This is a genomic window from Anaerobacillus sp. QJM3NY_17, from assembly GCF_056173665.1.
The window spans coordinates 2265660-2283819 of sequence record NZ_CM149685.1; the positions used below are offsets into that span (position 1 = coordinate 2265660).

The 18160-nt window shown below is 38.9% G+C and carries 17 protein-coding genes; 10 read left to right on the forward strand and 7 right to left on the reverse strand.

The features are described from left to right. The first annotated feature begins 102 nt into the window (after positions 1 to 102). The 7 genes from AC0VYV_RS11920 (at position 103) to AC0VYV_RS11950 (ending at position 7146) form a co-directional block, all read left to right on the forward strand. Entirely contained in the window at positions 103 to 492 is a 390-nt protein-coding gene (locus AC0VYV_RS11920; protein WP_194221757.1) for a VOC family protein, read from the forward strand. Positions 493 to 692: 200 nt separating this feature from the next. Then, a complete protein-coding gene (locus AC0VYV_RS11925; RefSeq protein ID WP_475365264.1) occupies positions 693 to 1544 on the forward strand; it encodes a MurR/RpiR family transcriptional regulator in 852 nt (283 codons plus the stop codon). A 26-nt stretch (positions 1545 to 1570) separates the two neighbouring features. Next, the gene (locus tag AC0VYV_RS11930) at positions 1571 to 2950 is read left to right on the forward strand and encodes a YjiH family protein (protein WP_475365265.1); all 1380 of its coding nucleotides are present in this window, start codon (positions 1571 to 1573) and stop codon (positions 2948 to 2950) included. 18 nt (positions 2951 to 2968) lie between these two features. Then, positions 2969 to 4087, forward strand: coding sequence for an amidohydrolase (locus tag AC0VYV_RS11935; protein ID WP_475373840.1), 1119 nt, complete (start codon positions 2969 to 2971; stop codon positions 4085 to 4087). 17 nt (positions 4088 to 4104) lie between these two features. After that, entirely contained in the window at positions 4105 to 4914 is an 810-nt protein-coding gene (locus AC0VYV_RS11940) for a GNAT family N-acetyltransferase (RefSeq protein WP_475373841.1), read from the forward strand. Continuing rightward, on the forward strand, positions 4904 to 6016 hold the full coding sequence (menC, locus tag AC0VYV_RS11945; protein ID WP_475373842.1) for an o-succinylbenzoate synthase: 1113 nt from the start codon (positions 4904 to 4906) through the stop codon (positions 6014 to 6016). Before AC0VYV_RS11940 ends, menC begins: the two co-directional genes overlap by 11 nt. Positions 6017 to 6348: 332 nt before the next feature. Then, the gene (locus tag AC0VYV_RS11950) at positions 6349 to 7146 is read left to right on the forward strand and encodes an LAGLIDADG family homing endonuclease (RefSeq protein ID WP_475373843.1); all 798 of its coding nucleotides are present in this window, start codon (positions 6349 to 6351) and stop codon (positions 7144 to 7146) included. A 184-nt stretch (positions 7147 to 7330) separates the two neighbouring features. On the opposite strand, the gene AC0VYV_RS11955 is transcribed toward AC0VYV_RS11950, so the two are convergent. Then, positions 7331 to 7819, reverse strand: coding sequence for a hypothetical protein (locus tag AC0VYV_RS11955; protein WP_475373844.1), 489 nt, complete (start codon positions 7817 to 7819; stop codon positions 7331 to 7333). Positions 7820 to 8095: 276 nt separating this feature from the next. On the opposite strand from AC0VYV_RS11955, the gene AC0VYV_RS11960 reads away from it, so the two are divergent. Continuing rightward, on the forward strand, positions 8096 to 8635 hold the full coding sequence (locus tag AC0VYV_RS11960; RefSeq protein ID WP_475373845.1) for a 2'-5' RNA ligase family protein: 540 nt from the start codon (positions 8096 to 8098) through the stop codon (positions 8633 to 8635). Between the two features lie 62 nt (positions 8636 to 8697). Here AC0VYV_RS11960 and AC0VYV_RS11965 read toward each other — a convergent pair whose 3' ends face one another. Continuing rightward, positions 8698 to 9870 (reverse strand): MalY/PatB family protein, encoded by a 1173-nt coding sequence (locus AC0VYV_RS11965; protein WP_475367601.1) that lies wholly within the window; start codon positions 9868 to 9870, stop codon positions 8698 to 8700. A gap of 209 nt (positions 9871 to 10079) precedes the next feature. Here AC0VYV_RS11965 and AC0VYV_RS11970 point away from each other — a divergent pair, with 209 nt between their 5' ends. Further along, on the forward strand, positions 10080 to 10658 hold the full coding sequence (locus tag AC0VYV_RS11970; protein WP_475373846.1) for a hypothetical protein: 579 nt from the start codon (positions 10080 to 10082) through the stop codon (positions 10656 to 10658). 41 nt (positions 10659 to 10699) lie between these two features. Here the strand turns inward: AC0VYV_RS11970 and AC0VYV_RS11975 are convergent, their stop codons facing one another. The 5 genes from AC0VYV_RS11975 to AC0VYV_RS11995 all read right to left on the reverse strand — a co-directional run bounded on the left by AC0VYV_RS11975 (position 10700) and on the right by AC0VYV_RS11995 (position 17196). Further along, positions 10700 to 11365: a TVP38/TMEM64 family protein gene (locus AC0VYV_RS11975; protein ID WP_475373847.1), complete on the reverse strand. Its 666-nt coding sequence runs from the start codon at positions 11363 to 11365 to the stop codon at positions 10700 to 10702. 70 nt (positions 11366 to 11435) lie between these two features. Further along, positions 11436 to 11930 carry a metal-dependent hydrolase gene (locus tag AC0VYV_RS11980; protein WP_430245409.1) on the reverse strand — a complete coding sequence of 165 codons (495 nt, stop codon included), beginning with the start codon at positions 11928 to 11930 and terminating at the stop codon, positions 11436 to 11438. A gap of 157 nt (positions 11931 to 12087) precedes the next feature. Further along, positions 12088 to 14514: a DNA topoisomerase IV subunit A gene (parC, locus tag AC0VYV_RS11985; protein ID WP_475373848.1), complete on the reverse strand. Its 2427-nt coding sequence runs from the start codon at positions 14512 to 14514 to the stop codon at positions 12088 to 12090. Positions 14515 to 14516: 2 nt separating this feature from the next. Beyond that, on the reverse strand, positions 14517 to 16487 hold the full coding sequence (parE, locus tag AC0VYV_RS11990) for a DNA topoisomerase IV subunit B (RefSeq protein ID WP_430245413.1): 1971 nt from the start codon (positions 16485 to 16487) through the stop codon (positions 14517 to 14519). Positions 16488 to 16803: 316 nt separating this feature from the next. Next, positions 16804 to 17196 (reverse strand): hypothetical protein, encoded by a 393-nt coding sequence (locus AC0VYV_RS11995; protein ID WP_430245416.1) that lies wholly within the window; start codon positions 17194 to 17196, stop codon positions 16804 to 16806. A gap of 365 nt (positions 17197 to 17561) precedes the next feature. Between AC0VYV_RS11995 and AC0VYV_RS12000 the strand changes: the two genes are divergently transcribed. Then, on the forward strand, positions 17562 to 18143 hold the full coding sequence (locus AC0VYV_RS12000; RefSeq protein ID WP_430245417.1) for a biotin transporter BioY: 582 nt from the start codon (positions 17562 to 17564) through the stop codon (positions 18141 to 18143). Positions 18144 to 18160 lie beyond the last annotated feature (17 nt).

Here is an 18160-nt window from a genome sequence, read left to right on the forward strand (position 1 = left end):
GACGGCAAACCGTTCTTTTATCAATTACTGAAGGTCAGTCACTTCTTTTGTAGAATAGATAGAATAGTACGAGATTTCCCTTAAACAAAAAGGAGTGTTTAAATGATTAATCAAATCGGTCAAATCATGCTCTACGTGGACAATCAGGAAGAAGCACTAACATTTTGGACGGAAAAAATCGGTTTTCACTTAGTTTCGAAAGAAGATAACGATAGTCCAATGAAATGGATGGAGATTGCGCCTACTTTGGAAGGGGGAGCGACGAGTATCGTCCTTCATGATAGAGCGTTTATTGCGAAGATGGAACCCGAGTTAAATCTCGGAACACCATCGCTTATGTTTTTCACTGAAGATATCGATCGGCTATATGAAGATTTTAAAGGCAAGGAAATAACTGTTGGAGAGATCGTATCGATGCCTTCAGGACGAATCTTTAACTTTGCCGATCCAGAAAATCACTATTTCGCGGTTATGGAGAGAAACAAAGCATAAAAGAAAGACCTTCTCCTCACATGATTTTATGACGAACACTATCGACTACTCGATGGTGTTTTTTTTGATGTAATGAAACAGAATCTTATATAGGACGGTGATTAAAATCAGAATAATCGAAAATAAACTAGCTTTGAAGTATTTAATGCATTATAATAACTTCCAAGAAGGATATACTTCACAAAATCAAAGGAGTAGTTATGAAGCATTTATCAATCAATCAAATGGTTAAAAAACACTATTCATCACTTTCTCCAGGTCAGAAGAAAGTTGCAGAATGGATCACTCAAAATGATGAGGAAGGAGCATTGCTTACTGCTTTTCAAATGGGGAGGAAAGTAGGTGTAAGTGAAACAACTGTCATTCGATTCGCCTATGCACTAGGATTTAAAGGATATTCTGAAATGCAAGAAGCCGTGCGGCGTCATTGGTTAGAGAAAAAGCAAGATCATGAAGAATTTCCTTCACACGTACAAGAACCAACAGAGCAGACTCTTTTCAAACAGGTGATAGAAAAAGAAACATCTGTCCTAAAGCAATTATTAGCACAATTGGATGTAGAAGAGGTCTGGAAGGTAGTCGATCATTTCATTGAGGCAAAAAGTGTATACATTGCAGGGTTTGGGAGTTCCTATGGAGCGGCTTACTGGTTGTATTATAACTTAAAGCAATTCAGAGCAGGTGTATTTCTATCTGAATCAATGGCTTTTTCTCCTGAAGATCTTTGTGACCTTACGCAAGATTCAGTCGTTGTTATTCTTTCATTCCCGCGTTATCACAAAGAAGCGATCGAACTTGCTACATTTACTCAAAGGCTAGGAATTCCTGTCGTATCCATTACAAATCGGCATTTATCTCCAATTGGTCCGCTTTCTACAATAACGTTAACAACCGAAGAGAAGATGGACTCAGGACACCATTCCATTGCCTCTGTCATTAGCTTTCTAGAAGTGATCATTCAAGGGGTACAATTCAAAGATCGAGAACGAATAAGTCTTCGCCAACAAACGTTGGAACAACTTTATAGTGAGCGTAATTGGTTTGTGGAATAAACTTTGAGAATAAAGGTGGAATGGGAATGAATGAATTATCAAAACGTAACGAAACAGTTAAGGTTTCACATTTTTCTACAAAAGATATCTTAACCTTTTTAATTCCGTCGTTAATAGGGATCCTCTTATTTATTGTGCCGATAACACAGGATGGAGGTATCACGATCCCTGTGGCGTTTCTAGCGGGACAAATTAACGCTTCAATCGGCGAACTCATACCTGCTATAACGGTTTTTATTATGGTGGTAGCGACAGTAGGATCATTTGTAGCAGTAACGATTAAACCTCAATTTTTAGCAAGAAACCCAGCTTTACATACGTTATTACACGTTCGTCCATTCTGGTTAATTGCGCGTTTACTCGGAACAATATTTGCTGTCATGACGCTATACCAACTAGGACCAGAAATGATTTACTCTGAAAATACTGGTGGGCTTTTAATTTATGACTTAATCCCAATCTTATTTTCAACATTTTTACTAGCTGGGCTATTGTTGCCGCTTCTTCTCAACTTTGGACTTCTTGAGTTTTTTGGGGCATTGCTTATTAAAATCATGAGACCGCTCTTCAAATTGCCTGGTCGATCATCTCTTGATTGTCTTGCATCATGGGTAGGAGACGGAACAATCGGTGTTCTTCTCACAACAAAGCAATACGAAGATGGGTATTACACAAAAAGAGAAGCCGCTGTTATTGCGACCACTTTTTCAGTTGTTTCCATTACATTTACAATCGTCATTATTTCCTATTTGAATTTGGAGCAGTATTTTCTACATTACTATGCAACCATCATTTTTGCTGGACTTGTAGCGGCACTCATCATGCCACGCATTCCACCATTGTCTCGAAAGTCAAATAAAGGATATGAACATACAGAATTAAAGAAAGAAACGGGGATTCCAGAACAATTTTCACCCGCTAAATGGGGCTTTCATCAAGCGGTTTCAAAAGCCCAAAAGAATAAAGGACCGATGAGCGTAATAAAAGAAGGTGTACAGAACGTATTAGACATGTGGTTAGGCGTTTTACCAATCGTAATGGCTATAGGTACCATTGCTTTGATTACAGCAGAATTCACCCCATTCTTTACGATTCTAGGGAAGCCGTTTGAACCGATCCTAACATGGATGCAAGTGCCAGAAGCTGGTGAAGCCGCTCAAACAATGGTTGTCGGATTTGCGGATATGTTTCTACCAGCTGTGATTGGTAGTGGCATTGAAAGTGAATTAACCCGCTTCGTCATTGCCTGTGTATCTGTAACACAATTAATATACATGTCTGAAATGGGTGGATTACTCCTCGGATCTAAACTTCCTATCAGCATTGTCGATTTAATCATCATTTTCTTAATTCGCACATGTATTACACTGCCGATCGTTGTTGCTATCGCTCACCTTATCTTTTAAAAGAAAGGAAGTTCGAATGTGAATTTCGTAGAAGAAAACCATGATAAGATTTTAAAAACATATCATGAGCTACATCTACTTGCTGAGCCAAGCTGGCAAGAAGAGAAAACAGCTCATTACTTAAAGGAAAAGTTAGCGGAAGTCGGTTATCACATCCAAACCTTTCAGGGGCACTTCGGATTTGTTGCAGAGTTTAAAGGAAAAAAGGCTAATGTGATCGCTCTTCGTGCAGATATGGATGCGCTTGTTCAAGAGGTAGAGGGGGGTGTTAAGCCCAATCACTCCTGCGGTCATGATGCGCATAGCACAATGGTGCTATTTGCAGCATTATCACTCATAAAAGAGCCGATGCAGCATACCATTCGCTTTATCTTTCAACCTGCGGAAGAAATGGCTGAAGGAGCACTAAAAATGATAGAAGAGAATGTGCTAAAAGACGTTATGTTTCTAGCCGGGATTCATTTGCGTCCATCGATGGAGATTTCTTACGGCAAAGCCGCACCGATTATTTCGCACGGCTCAACCACCAGTATAAAAGGTTGGATCAAAGGCGTGCCTTCACACGCGGCTAGACCTGAGACAGGTAATAACCCGCTTGAAGCAGCAGCGGTTTTAATTCAGGAAATCCAGCGTATTCGGTTAAATGTTCCTGATCCTTTTTCAGTGAAGATTACTGAGCTTCATGGCGGGGAAGCATCTAATTCGATTCCCGCTAAAGCTCGCTTCACACTGGACTTAAGGTCAAGGTCCAACGAAACAATGAAGAAACTGATCGACCAAACGAAATACATCATTTCTAAAGTAGGAGAGCTAACAGAAACAGAAATAGCGTCTGAAATAGCCGAATATTCTCCAGCCGCTGTTAAGAACGATTTGGCCATTACCCTCGCTAGAAAGGCAATTGCTTCTTCTTTAGGTGCTAACAATGTAGTGGATGAGTGTGTATCACCAGGAGCGGAGGATTTTCATTTCTATTCATTAAAGTATCCTCATCTTACTGCAACCATGATTGGGCTAGGATGTGATTTAACGCCTGGATTACATCATCCTGATATGCAGTTCAACAAGGAAGCATTGATCGATGGCACGAAAATCCTCATTCAATTGTTATTAGAAGCCGATCAATATGAATGGTAAGAAAGAAGGGATACGAGTTGAAAGCAAACGTACTTGAAGCATTAACAATCCGCACCCTTCATTCGGTTGAAGAGCTTGAGGAAGTGAGACGCTTAGAAACAATCGTATGGAGCTTTGATGATTCCGTACCAGTGAATCAAAGTATGGCCGTTGTCAAAAACGGTGGATTTATATTAGGAGCCTTTTATCAAGACAGACTTATCGCTTTTCAATATAGCTTTCCAGGATTTAATGGTGAGAAAGTGTATCTTGTTTCTCAAAGTTTAGGCATTCATCCAGATTATCGAAGACTAGGCATTGGGGAAAGACTGAAAATCGAACAAAGAAAAACAGCGTCAAACATGGGATACGATTTCATTACGTGGACGTATGATCCGCTAGAGACGGTTAACGGCACGCTAAACTTACACAAGTTAGGAGCAGTCGTGAGCACGTACCTTCCAAACGTCTACGGTCTCATGGATGATAATCTCAATGCAGGGATACCAACTGATCGCTTTTTAGTTGAGTGGGATACGAATGAGACGAAGCGAAATACTGAAACGAATTCAACGATACCTTATGCTCTTATACCAGGTGGAGAAAAGCCTGAAAAACTAGACCTTTCCCTTAATGCTAGTAAGATATTTGTACCTGTTCCAGGAAACTTTCAAGAAATCAAAAAGTTCGATCTATCACTAGCTATTGACTGGAGAGAACAAACAGGACTTGTTTTTTCTAACTACCTAGAGCGAGGGTGGAAAGTGACTGATTTACTAAAAAGGGAAGAGTATCCACATCATTATGTATACCTCTTAGAGAAAGGTGATCAAAACAATGAAAATTAGTAGCATTATCTTAAGACAAATCAAGATGGACCTACTTCATCCTTTTACAACAAGCGTTGGAACCGAGCGAGACAAAGATATTATACTAGTTGAAGCGAGATCTCATTCTGGCCAATCAGGATGGGGCGAATCGGTCGCCATTATGGAACCAATTTATAACGAAGAAACCGTTCGTACCAATTGGCACATAATGAATGACCATTTAATTCCGCTGCTTCATCAACAAGACATCTCTCACCCTGATGAGGTATCAGAGCGTTTCAAGAAAATTCGCGGCAATTATAACGCCAAAGCAGCGATTGAATGTGCGATATGGGATCTTTATGCTAAAGAAAATAACCTTCCGTTAGCTCAAGCACTTGGCGGGGTGAAGAGTAAAATAGAAGTTGGCGTCAGCGTAGGAATTCAATCTTCACATGAAAACATCTTAAAGCAAATAGATGAATATCTCCAGAGCGGGTACAAACGCATTAAGATTAAAATCATGCCTGGTTGGGATATTGAGATTCTAGCTATGATACGCAAAAAATTCCCAACGATCGAGTTAATGGCCGATGCGAATTGCGCCTATACACTGGATGACATTGAACACCTTAAGAAGCTAGATCAGTTCCATTTAATGATGATTGAACAGCCTCTTGCTCACGACGACATCATTGATCATGCCAAACTTCAAGCTCAATTGGATACACCTATTTGTTTGGATGAAAGCATTCATACTTATGAAGATGCGAGAAAAGCCATTGAACTTGGAAGTTGTCGAATCATCAACCTTAAAATCGGTCGCGTTGGAGGCTTAACTGAATCTAAGAAAATCCATAACCTATGTACAAAGCATCATATTCCTATGTGGTGTGGCGGGATGTTGGAAGCAGGGATTGGTCGAGCCCATAACCTCGCCATCACTTCACTCAGTCAATTTACATTGCCAGGAGATACAGCTCCATCAGCACATTACTGGAAGAGGGATATTATTAAACCAGAAGTAGCAATGAACAATGGTTATATCGACATCCCTGAAGGTCCAGGTATAGGATTTGAGCCTGATCTAGAATATATTAACGAAATGACGGCACATAAACATGTAGCAGTGTTGAAATAGAAATTAATAAATTCGGAAGTCACTTATTTTAATAGAGATAAGTGACTTTTTTGTTTTCTAAGTACCTTTTTTGGAAAAAGAACTGTAATTTATAGCAAATTTGAAGGTTATAAGATCAAAAAGTGCCAATTTTGCGACTACCGAACATTTGTTCTCTGTCAAATTTGTTTAGTAGTTTGTGTAGGTAAGCTATTTTACTAAAATCAACTAAAAGTGAGTGGAATTTAGTAAAATATGATGTTCTAGATACAAAAGTGCCAATTTTACGAGGTGGCGAACATTTGTTCCATCATGTGTTTTTAATATAAAATAGATGAAAAGGAGGTTATAAAATGTCTAAAATGAAACTCAGTATGAATGAAGTGATATCTCTCTACGAGAGCGGTTCTAGTACTAGCGAAATAAGCTTATTAGCAGGAGTTTCTGACAGACACATTCGGCAGCTACTGACCAATAATGGCGTCGAAAAGCGAGCAAGAGGGAGCTGGAAAAGGAAATACTCGTTTAATGAAGATTATTTTAAGCATTGGACGAACGACATGGCTTATTTACTTGGATTTTTTATTGCTGATGGCTATATTGCCTCTCAATCACAATCTATTGCTTTTACGCAGAAAGATCCAACTATTTTAGAGGAGATCAAGAACGTTTTCGATTCAAATCAACCTTTATATATAAATAAACATACCGGGGTATATAGTTTGCTTTTTCACAGCAAAATTATGAAAAACGATCTTCAAATGCTATTTAATATCACATCTGAGAAAAGTTACAATATCATGTTTCCGATTGTATCAGAACAATATATTCATCATTTTATAAGAGGCTATTTTGACGGCGATGGTCACGTAAACTACCGAGGCTATACGGTTAGCTTTGTAGGCGGGTCACGTAAATATATGGAGACTTTGTTAACAACGCTAACGCAGCATGGATTTGATCCATATATGAGTGAAAATGGAAAACACTACCGAGTTTTTATTACTAGCAGGAAATCAATTAAACAATTCGCCGATTGGATTTATCATGACAAGTCACTTTATTTAAAACGTAAATATGAAGCTTTTGCTCAGGAAACATTTACAGCTGATGAACTGCATGATCGAAAACGAAACCGAGATCGCAAATAAGTGTTCAATGAATTGATATGAATCCAAATGAAGCAAGTAGAGGAGTACACAAAAGTTCATTTGTACTCCTTTGCTGAATTTTTATTTTAGTTTACATATTATATATTATAGGAAGTCGATCTAAAATAGTGAATTCCGTCTCATTCGTTAAGTAAACTTAAGATAGTGAGACGGAATTGAAATTTTATCCGATTTTTAAAATACGCGCTAGATCATCATTTAAATTATAGCTATTAATTAAATAAGAATGAAATTCCTTATTCTCATTATCGTTTCTAGAAATAATAACAGTATCTTCATCTAAGTTGATTCTAAGTTCTTTTCCAGTTTTTAAATAAATAATGAAATCAGCATCTTTAACTTGAACACGATGATTCGGTAACTGTGTTAAATCATTGTTATCTAGTTTATTAACCCAGCTAACTAATGTTGATTCATCCTCATTTGACGTGATAACTTCACTTTCTTGCTGATCGCTTCTATGTACCTGTATTTCATAGATGTTCTGTTCATCGATCTTTTGATGCAAGCTGCTTTCAAGACTTGTGGCACTTGCAGTATGCGCATATTTATCATTCTTGTAGTCTATATAAACTTCAGCTGTTTTTAGATATCCAAATGCGAGAACAGAGAAAAGTAGGATGGTTAGAAGTCCTTTTGTTGCTTTTTTCATACAAATCACCCGCTTTCCTTTTCCAGCTAATGCTGTGGTTAAATGCCTAAACACTTCACCTCTTTCATCATAACAAATTTTTATTATATTTCATTCAATTATGGGAGTTTTTTTATAATTTTCTTAGCGTTTTAATAGTACTTTTGTTTTATTTTCGTAATCATCTTATCCTATTAAAGGGGTAAAACATTGGATAGCGAATTAGTGCATAGTACATCTATTCTTGTTAAATCGGTATAGCACTTCTATTCATCTACTTACGAAGGAGATTATTCCATGCCATTTTTTATTGCAGTCCTCCCTCCTCACCAAATTATCGAGAGAATTCATTCCTTTCGAAAGAAATGGGATTATCATGAACCTTCGCCACCCCATATCACCGTAAAAGCTCAAAGTGGTTTAACAGCAACCGATGATTGGGTTGAAAAAATTGAGCGTATTTGTCGGAACTTTTCCGCTTTTGAATTGAAGCTAGGTGCCCCAGCTACATTCGGCTCTAATGTCTTGTTTAGTAGCGTCTTATCTAAAGAGATTATCTCACTCCACTTACTTCTAGTTGATGCTATTAAACCTTCACTTCAAGAACAAAAAATGTATTATGAAGTAACTGATTATATTCCTCATTTAACGATTACTCAGCAACACGATCCAATAAATCCCATTCAATTCAATAAGATAAAACGAGATGCAGAACAAACATTAGACGAATTCGAGCCCTTTTTGGTTCAATCCATTCATATTTTTTCAATGAATGCCTCCAAAACTTATACGCCTGTTCTTGAACTTCCTTTACGTCCAGTAAACAAACTGTATTAAGGCTAGCCGATTCCTATAAATCAAAAAAACGCCCGTGATGTTCTAGGGCGTTTTTTGAATCATCATTTTGATTTCAAGGCTTTCTCTAAACGTTCTAAGCCTTCTTGCAATACTGAACGTGGACAGGCAATGTTAATGCGTTCAAACCCTTTTCCACCTTCCCCAAATATATATCCTTCATCAAGAGCCAACTTAGCTTCTTCCTGAACGAATTGTTCAAGTTCTTCATGTGTCATCGACAGGTTACTGAAATCTAACCATACAAGGTAAGTACCTTCTGGTTCAATCACTTCTATTTCTGGTAGACGCTCATTAATAAATTGAGTAAGATACGACAGGTTACCTTGTAAGTACTCCATCAATTCTTCTAACCATTTCTCGCCATGAGTGTATGCCGCTTCTACAGCAATAATACCAAATGGACTTGGTGCAAATAGACCTAATTTCCCCATATAAGCGTTAAATTGCTCCCGCTTCTTCTCATCTGGAATAATGATCGTCGATAGCTGCATGCCTGCAAGATTAAATGTTTTGCTTGGTGCGATACACGTAATTGTATTTGCTTCGATTTCCTCTGAAAGAGTTGATAGAAGCGTGTGCTCATACCCTTTGAAAATAAGATCAAAATGAATATCGTCTGAAACGACTAGCACATCGTTCGCTAAACAAAGCTCAGCAAGCTTTCTAAGCTCATCTTTCTTCCACACTCTTCCTACAGGATTATGTGGATTACATAGTAGTAACATGGTCACTTCAGGATCTTTAAGCTTTGTTTCGAGGTCATCAAAGTCCATCGCATACTTGCCATTTTCTTGGATGAGAGGATTATCAACGACTTCCCGCTCGCTTTTCTCAACCATATCACGAAACGGATAGTAAACAGGCGATTGAATAACCACTTTCTCCCCCTTGTTCGTATACGTGTTAACAGCAGCGGATAGCGCTGGAACAACTCCTGGCGTGAAAACGATCCAATCCTGTTCAATCGACCAATTATGACGTCGACTAAGCCAGCTTTGCACCGCTCCCTTTGTGCCTTCTGTCGGCATAGAGTAACCAAATATCCCATGCTGAATTCGCTTTGTAAGAGCATCAATTACTGCCTGTGGAGCGCGAAAATCCATATCGGCTACCCACATTGGCAGCAAGTTTTCCTTTTCAAATATGGTATCGGTGTGATCCCACTTTACTGAATGTGTATCAAATCGGTTAATTCGTTCATCAAATACGCTCATAGTGTGCCTCCATTTGTTCAATAGTCCATCTTTAACTTTATCAAAACTTATCCGATCTGTCAGAGACGGCGCTTCTCTCTATCTTCTCGTACATTTAATTTAATAAGACAGTATCCTAGGTTGATGGTAGAATGAATATACTTATAGCTTATATCCATTTCAATAAGGTATACCTGAGATACTATGTTTAAAGCGAGGGTTAATTCATTATGAATACATTACACCATGCCTTTTGGAGCTATTTTTTCTTTCGGAAAAAAAGTAGGCGTACCGTTAAGTATCTTGTTATAGGTGGCATTGCACCTGATATCATTTATTATGTGATGTTTTTATACTTATTAGCTGAACGAAGTATCCAAAAAATCATCAATCCAGAAATAGAACTTTCCCTCCATTATTTTATCCACGGCTTATTTGAACATCCTGTCGTTGATGTATTGCGGAAACTTGGTCATTCTATCGTGATCTGGTTCATTGCCTTTATTCTTCTCATGATCATTCATCGAGGTTTTAAGCTAACCGCTCTGTCTGGGTTTATATGGGGATGGTTTTTACATGTTTTCGTGGACTTTTTAACACATGTGAGTGATGCTGTGCCGATCTTCTATCCTATTAACAATACTGTAATCCCTGGAGTTGTTTCTTATTGGAATCGTGATTACTATGGTACTGAGTTTGGTATTACCCATGGTATTGTTCTCGTATCAACGATCATCTACCTTATCCTGGAACGGCGTCGTACAAAGAAAATGTTAAATGAAGCTCGAAGTAAAGAATTTCAATCATAATAAAAAAGGAGCATGCGTCGGTTAACGCCCTGCTCCTTTTATTATTTCGAATTCTCGTCAAGCGCCGGATCCTTTTTGGTTACTCGATTCCGAATGAGGATTGGAATAACCGAAAGTAAAATAAAAACGCCTACCGCAATGGCAATAATCTTTGGATCACCTGAGACTAGGCTACTACCTAAAAAGTTGTATGCAAATGTCCCTGGAATGATACCAATAAGCGTACCAAAAAAGAATGATGCAAAACGAATTTTAGATAGTCCTGCTGAATAACTAATTAAGTCAAAGTTAAAAAGAGGAACGAACCGAAAGAATAACACATAAAAGAATCCGTTTTTCTCAATCTGTTCTTGTAATTTACGTCCTTTTCCTTGCCAATCTTTATTTGCGATCGATTTACCTAGCTTTCTTGCTACAATAAATGATAACACCGCTCCTCCTGTTGCCCCAATCACTGTATAAAAGGTTCCAAACAAAGAGCCAAATGCTAGCCCCCCTGCAATGGATAAGACAGAGGCTGGGAAAAAAATAAGAGGACGAATGGTGTAAATCACCATATAAACAATCGGCGCAAGTATGCCAAACGATAATATCCAATCTCTGATCTCTTCTACTTTAAAATCAAGGTACGAACGGCTGAACCAAATTAATAAACCAACAACAATGACTATTGCAAACCACTTAAACCATACCTTTGGATGCTTCATCTCCCCATCCTCTCTCAACACTTCTCATGTCTATATTAACTGAATGACATGAAATTTGCTGTAACATGGCTTACATCATTTGTTTGTATACTAGAAAAAGCGTTAGGATGATCAAACTACTTGATACGACACCTTCGCCCTTCGATGCCGTTTTCAAATAAAGCGGGAATCGTACGCGAAGAGGGATGGGATAAAACAATTGAATACCTCTTACTGTCATGGCATCCAGCGCAATATGACTAACGATGCCAACGAGAAGTCCAATTTGAATCAAGTGGTCGAATTGAAAGCTGAATGTTGACATCAACCAGTAGATTAGAATGATAAAAAGAATACTGTGAGTGATAGTACGATGTCCAAAAAATCTGCTTATCCCTTTGGATAATGTCCTTGCTCTGCGTCCCGTCCATGATCCCGGATGACATATGTCCGGAAGAAGTGAACCAAAAAGGCACGCTCCGTAAAAGACGATCATTTCTGGTGCATCTAATTTATTTGTTATGTAGTAGCTTTGAGCGGCTACGCCAAGGCATATACCACCAATGGCGTGTGTTTTCCCCTCCATTTTATTCCTCCTTCTTGTGTGTTTTCTTGTTCGTATTGTTGGAAAGTGCCATTTTAGAGGGGGTGCAATCATATGTTCGCATATCATTAAGTATAACACAAATCGATTACCACAAATACTAAAAAAAGACCCGCTCTGAAGCGGATCTTTTGGTTGGTTATTCGAGTTTGTCGATTTTTTTGATTTCGATGGCATCGCCAGTTTCACTTACATCTAGAACGAAAGAACCATTACTATAGCGATCATTAGGTCTGTACGTAGATGGATCGACTTCTACCGGCTCACCTTTTTTCGTTCGTACGATGATCAAGTCTTGTTTTGTTGTCGCGGCAACACCCACGACACGATGAGGATTTGATTTTAATTCTCTTAGCATCACGACACCACGCTTGGCCCTTGTGGTAATCTCAAATTCACTTAACTGCATTTTCTTGACTGCCCCTCTATGAGTGACAAGGAAAATGTCATGCTTAGCTGTTGGTTCATAAATAATTCCACTCACAACGTAATCATCTTCTTTTAAATTAATGCCCTTCACTCCGCTTGCCCGTTGCCCGACAAGACTGATCTCTTCTTCTTTAAACCGAAGGCCGTATCCGAAGTACGTTGCTAGAAAGACTTCTTTACTTCCGTTTGTCCGGTATATATCAATCAATTCATCTTCTTTTTTTAACTTTAGAGCCATGAGAGGCTTTGAATAACGCTGAGCTCTGTATTGAGAAAGCTCTGTTTTCTTAATCATTCCTTGCTTTGTCACGAAGACGAGGAATTGATCATCTTTAAACTCTTTAACTTCCATAGCTTCAATAATTCGTTCGTCAGATTCAATGGACACAATGTTTGCAACGTGCTGCCCTAAATCTTTCCACCTGATTTCTGGTAGCTCATGGACAGGCAAGTAAAGATAGCTTCCTTTATTCGTAAATAACAATATCGTATGAGTCGTATTGCTATCGAATTGCCGTAGCAGCGTATCCGTTTCTTTCATTCCAAAGTCTTTTCCATTCGATGCCGCGTAAGAACGAGGGCTTGTCCTCTTAACATAGCCATCTTCTGTCACGGTTACAATCACGTCTTCAGATGGAACCATTACTTCAAGATTAACTTTGATATCTTCAATTTCATCTTCGATCACAGTCATACGACCATCTGCATATTTCTTACGGATTTCTAATAATTCTTTTTTGATAAGATTGACAAGTCTTTTCTCACTTCCAAGAATCGTTTCAAGCTTGTTAATAAGCTGGCTAAGCTCCTCAGATTCCTTTTGAAGCGTTGTGATATCCGTATTTGTTAAGCGATATAGCTGTAAGTTGACAATCGCTTCGGCCTGAGCGTCTGTAAATTCGTATTGAACCATTAAATTGTTTTTAGCATCACGCTTATCCTTTGATGAACGAATCGTCGCAATCACTTCATCCAAAATAGAAATGGCACGAATGAGGCCTTCTACAACGTGCTGACGGTCTTTCGCACGTTTTAAGTCATATTCTGAGCGACGAATAACAACTTCCTTCTGATGTTCAATATAGGCCTTAAGAATTTGTTTTAAGCCCATTTGCTTCGGTGTTTTGTTGTAAATGGCTACCATATTGTAGTTATACGTAATTTGAAGGTCAGTCGCTTTGTATAAATATTTCAAAATACCGTTAGCATCTGCTTCTTTTTTTAACTCAATGACGAATCGAAGACCAGTACGATCTGTTTCATCACGGACCTCTGAGATCCCTTCAATTTTTCGATCTACTCTTAGTTCATCAATTTTCTTCACAAGGTTCGCTTTATTGATTTCATATGGAATTTCCGTCACAACAATTTGTTGACGTCCTCCACGAACTTCTTCAATCTCTGCCTTGCCACGTAAAATAAATTTTCCTTTGCCTGTTTCAAATGCTTTCCGAATCCCTTCTGTTCCCTGAGCAATGCCACCAGTTGGGAAGTCAGGTCCTTTAATAACACCCATTAGCTCTTGTAGTGTTACGTCAGGATTCTCCATTTGCATAACGGCAGCATCGATAACTTCTCCAAGGTTATGTGGAGGAATGTCTGTTGCATACCCGGCTGAAATACCCGTTGAGCCGTTAACGAGCAAGTTAGGAAAACGTGCTGGTAAAACAATAGGCTCATTTTGTGTATCGTCAAAGTTTGGAGCAAACTCAACTGTATCTTTATCAATATCTCGTAGAAGTTCTGATGAAATGGCCGCAAGACGAGCTTCTGTATAACGCATCGCAGCAGGTGGATCTCCATCGACACTACCATTATTACCATGCATCTCAACCAGGATGTTCCTTACTTTCCAATCCTGCGTCATTCTGACCATTGCATCATACACTGATGTATCGCCGTGTGGATGGTAGTTACCAATAACATTACCGACCGTTTTAGCTGATTTTCTAAATGCTTTCTCTGCTGTGTTACCTTCATGGTGCATCGCATAAAGAATACGACGTTGCACAGGCTTCAGACCGTCCCTTGCATCGGGCAGGGCACGGTCCTGAATAATGTATTTACTATAGCGACCGAAAGCGTCTCCAAGGACATCTTCCAGTGGGAGATCTAAGAATTTTTCTGCGTTAGCCAATGTTACGCCTCCTCTTCAATAATGGAAATGTTCTCATTTTCGATGATATTTGTTTCTTCATTTAATCCGAATGCCACATTGGATTCAATCCACTGTCTTCGCGGTTCGACTTTATCTCCCATAAGAACGGAGACGCGTCGTTCTGCACGAGCAATGTCTTCAATCTTTACGCGAATCAATGTGCGGCTCTCAGGATTCATCGTTGTTTCCCATAATTGATCGGCGTTCATTTCACCTAGACCCTTATAGCGTTGAATCGTATAGCCTTTACCAACCTTTTTCATAGCCTCTTTCATACCATCTTCATCCCAGGCGTATTCCACAACTTCCTTCTTGCCTTTACCCTTACTAATTTTATATAGCGGTGGAAGAGCAAGGAATACCTTTCCATGTTCAACTAACTGCTTCATATAGCGGTAGAAGAAAGTTAATAGAAGCACCTGAATATGAGCGCCGTCGGTGTCGGCATCCGTCATGATAATTACTTTATCGTAATTTGAATCTTCTATAGTAAAATCAGGTCCGACTCCCGCTCCAATAGCATGAATAATCGTATTGATTTCTTCGTTCTTAAAAATATCCTGCAACTTCGCTTTCTCCGTGTTGATAACTTTCCCTCGTAGCGGAAGGATTGCTTGAGTACGACGATCGCGTCCTTGTTTAGCTGAGCCTCCTGCTGAGTCTCCCTCAACTAAGTAAAGCTCATTCTTTTTTGGATTACGCGAAGTCGCTGGAGTCAGTTTTCCACTTAGAATGGTTTCCTTGCGTTTGCCTTTCTTACCAGACCTTGCATCTTCTCTTGCTCTTCTGGCAGCTTCCCGAGCTTGAGCGGCTTTAATGGATTTTTTTATTAGCATTTCACTAATGGACGGATTCTCTTCTAAGAAATAAGAAATCTGACCGGATACGATCGCATCAATCGCTGAGCGCGCTTCACTTGTCCCTAGCTTGCTTTTCGTTTGCCCCTCGAACTGCAGCAATTCTTCAGGAATACGAACAGAAACAATGGCCGTAAATCCTTCGCGAATATCGTTCCCCTCAAGATTCTTATCCTTTTCTTTCAGAAGGTTCACTTTCTTAGCATAATCATTGATCACGCGCGTAATGGCTGTTTTCATTCCAGACTCGTGTGTTCCACCGTCCTTCGTTCGGACGTTGTTTACGAATGAGAGAACATTCTCTGAAAATCCATCATTGTATTGGAAAGAGAAATCTAGTTCAATACCATTGCTCTCACCGGTAAAGGTGACAACTGGATGAAGCGTCTCTTTGTCTTCGTTTAGATAATTGATAAATGCCTCGATACCGGTTTCATAATAGAAGACTTCTTTACGGTCATGACGCTTATCATTCAGTTCAATCTTTAGTCCTTTAAGCAAAAATGCAGCTTCACGCAAACGTTCACTAAGGGTATCGTAGTTATAATTTAGCGTGCTAAACATCGATGTATCCGGCTTAAAATGTATCGTTGTTCCCGTTTTGCGCGTTTTCCCAATATTTTCGAGAGTTGTGGCGGGCTTACCCCCATTTTCGAAACGTTGTTTGAAGATGAATCCATCGCGATGAATGGTTACTTCAAGCCATTCAGAGAGAGCATTTACTACAGATGCACCTACACCGTGTAGTCCACCGCTCGTTTTATAACCACCCTGTCCAAATTTACCACCAGCGTGGAGAATCGTAAGGATAATTTCTGGTGTTGGTTTGCCAAGTTTGTGCATTCCAACTGGCATACCTCGACCGTTATCTTCTATACTGACACTATTATCTTCATATAAAGTAACGTTGATTTCATCCCCATGTCCTGCAAGAGCTTCATCAACTGAATTATCAACGATTTCATAAACTAGATGATGCAAACCTCTTGAGTCCGTGCTTCCTATATACATACCTGGACGCTTTCTAACCGCTTCAAGGCCTTCAAGAACCTGGATTGAATCGTCACTATACTCTTGCTTTTGTTTTGTTACCATGTTTTTCCCCTTTCAACTTGCTGTATAGACTAGCCTACCATATGAGAACGGGTGTTTCTATCTTTTCTTATACCCTATCCTTTTTTTAAAGCATTGCCACATCGCAGTCATTTTAATAGCCAGGCAGTGTTTTACAGCTTCTTACTAAATGCGTCTCAATAGAAAAGAAATGATGCCTCTAAGCTTTTTATTAGCAAAAGACTTTCTTTGTTCCTGAAAGTTTTCCCACTATGAGAACGACGATTATTTCCATATTAAAAAATCCTGCACAGTGGCAGGAGAGAAAAAAACATCGAACCGTATTGTACCTTATTGTCTATTCTTCATCAATTGTTTTTACGACATGCACGTTACCTTCTTCATAACCAAGCGTAACGATATGACCTTCTTCAACCGACTCCCAATCAGTTTTATCGGCTAAATAAGGAGTTTCGTTAACAATAAGATAATAATAAGGTTTTTCAACTGGCGTATTTGTCGCCTCTTCTGCATCTTCACTTGTTACATCTGCTTCATTTTCAGCATTGCTTTCATCTTTTTGATCCGTCGCATTCGTAAGTTTTGGTTCTTCATAGCGGATCATCTTTTTTTGAACCTCACCTGTTACATTTTCAAGCTGTTCATCCTGTCCATTTGCGAAAGCAGTGCTAACGGCAAGTACGAAACATAGCAATAAAATAGACAGGAGAGTTCCTCTTAACAAGTTCATACAGAGGCTCCTTTCAACATACTTTCGCTCTTAGTTTACCATAGATTTTTTGTTGAGTAGTGCGTTTTCTCATAATCGTCTTCATTCCTCCGCAAAAAACATTTCGTTAAAATAACAATTCATTGACCGCACTTGGAGAGATCTTGACTGAATCTTTCGTTTCCACAAACAAAAATATGTTAACTTTATATAAATAAAGGGTGTCGTTTAAATGTATATCAACTAATTTAATACTATATCCCATTAAAACCAATTAAATTTATTCATTTACTAACATTAATGTTAACTAAATATAAATTTATGTTGACACAATTTGATTTTTCTTTTACGATTCATTATAGTGATAACGAAAGTGAGGATCAGTCATGAGGAAAATGAAAACAATTGATTTAGTTTACGCAGGTATGTTCGCAGCATTAATGGCCGTTGGAGCAAATATTGCTCAATTCCTTGTTGTCGGTGGCGTGCCTATTACACTCCAAACTTTTTTCGCTATTTTAGCTGGCCTTTTACTCGGCAGTCGACTTGGCGCTATTTCATTGTCTGTTTACGCATTCGTTGGTCTTGCCGGTGCACCAGTGTTTGCACAGTTTACTGGTGGTCCTGCCGTCTTATTTAAACCAACATTTGGATTTATTCTATCTTATATTTTAGTTGCTTATGTTGCAGGGAAAATCGTAGAATCAAAATCTAAACCAACTATGAGAACATTCATGATCGCAAGCTTTACTGGATTTATTTTGAATTATGTTCTAGGTACAAACTATATGTACTACGCATACAAATTTTGGGCTGAAGCGCCTGAAGGATTTACTTATGGAATGGCATGGATGTGGATGGTTGCTCCATTGCCGAAAGACGTAATTTTATCAATTGTAGCTGCTCTCATCTCACCGCGCATCTACAGTGCTGTTACGAAAACAGCAAAGCGAGCGCAAGTAGCTTAACACTGCATTCCTCTATT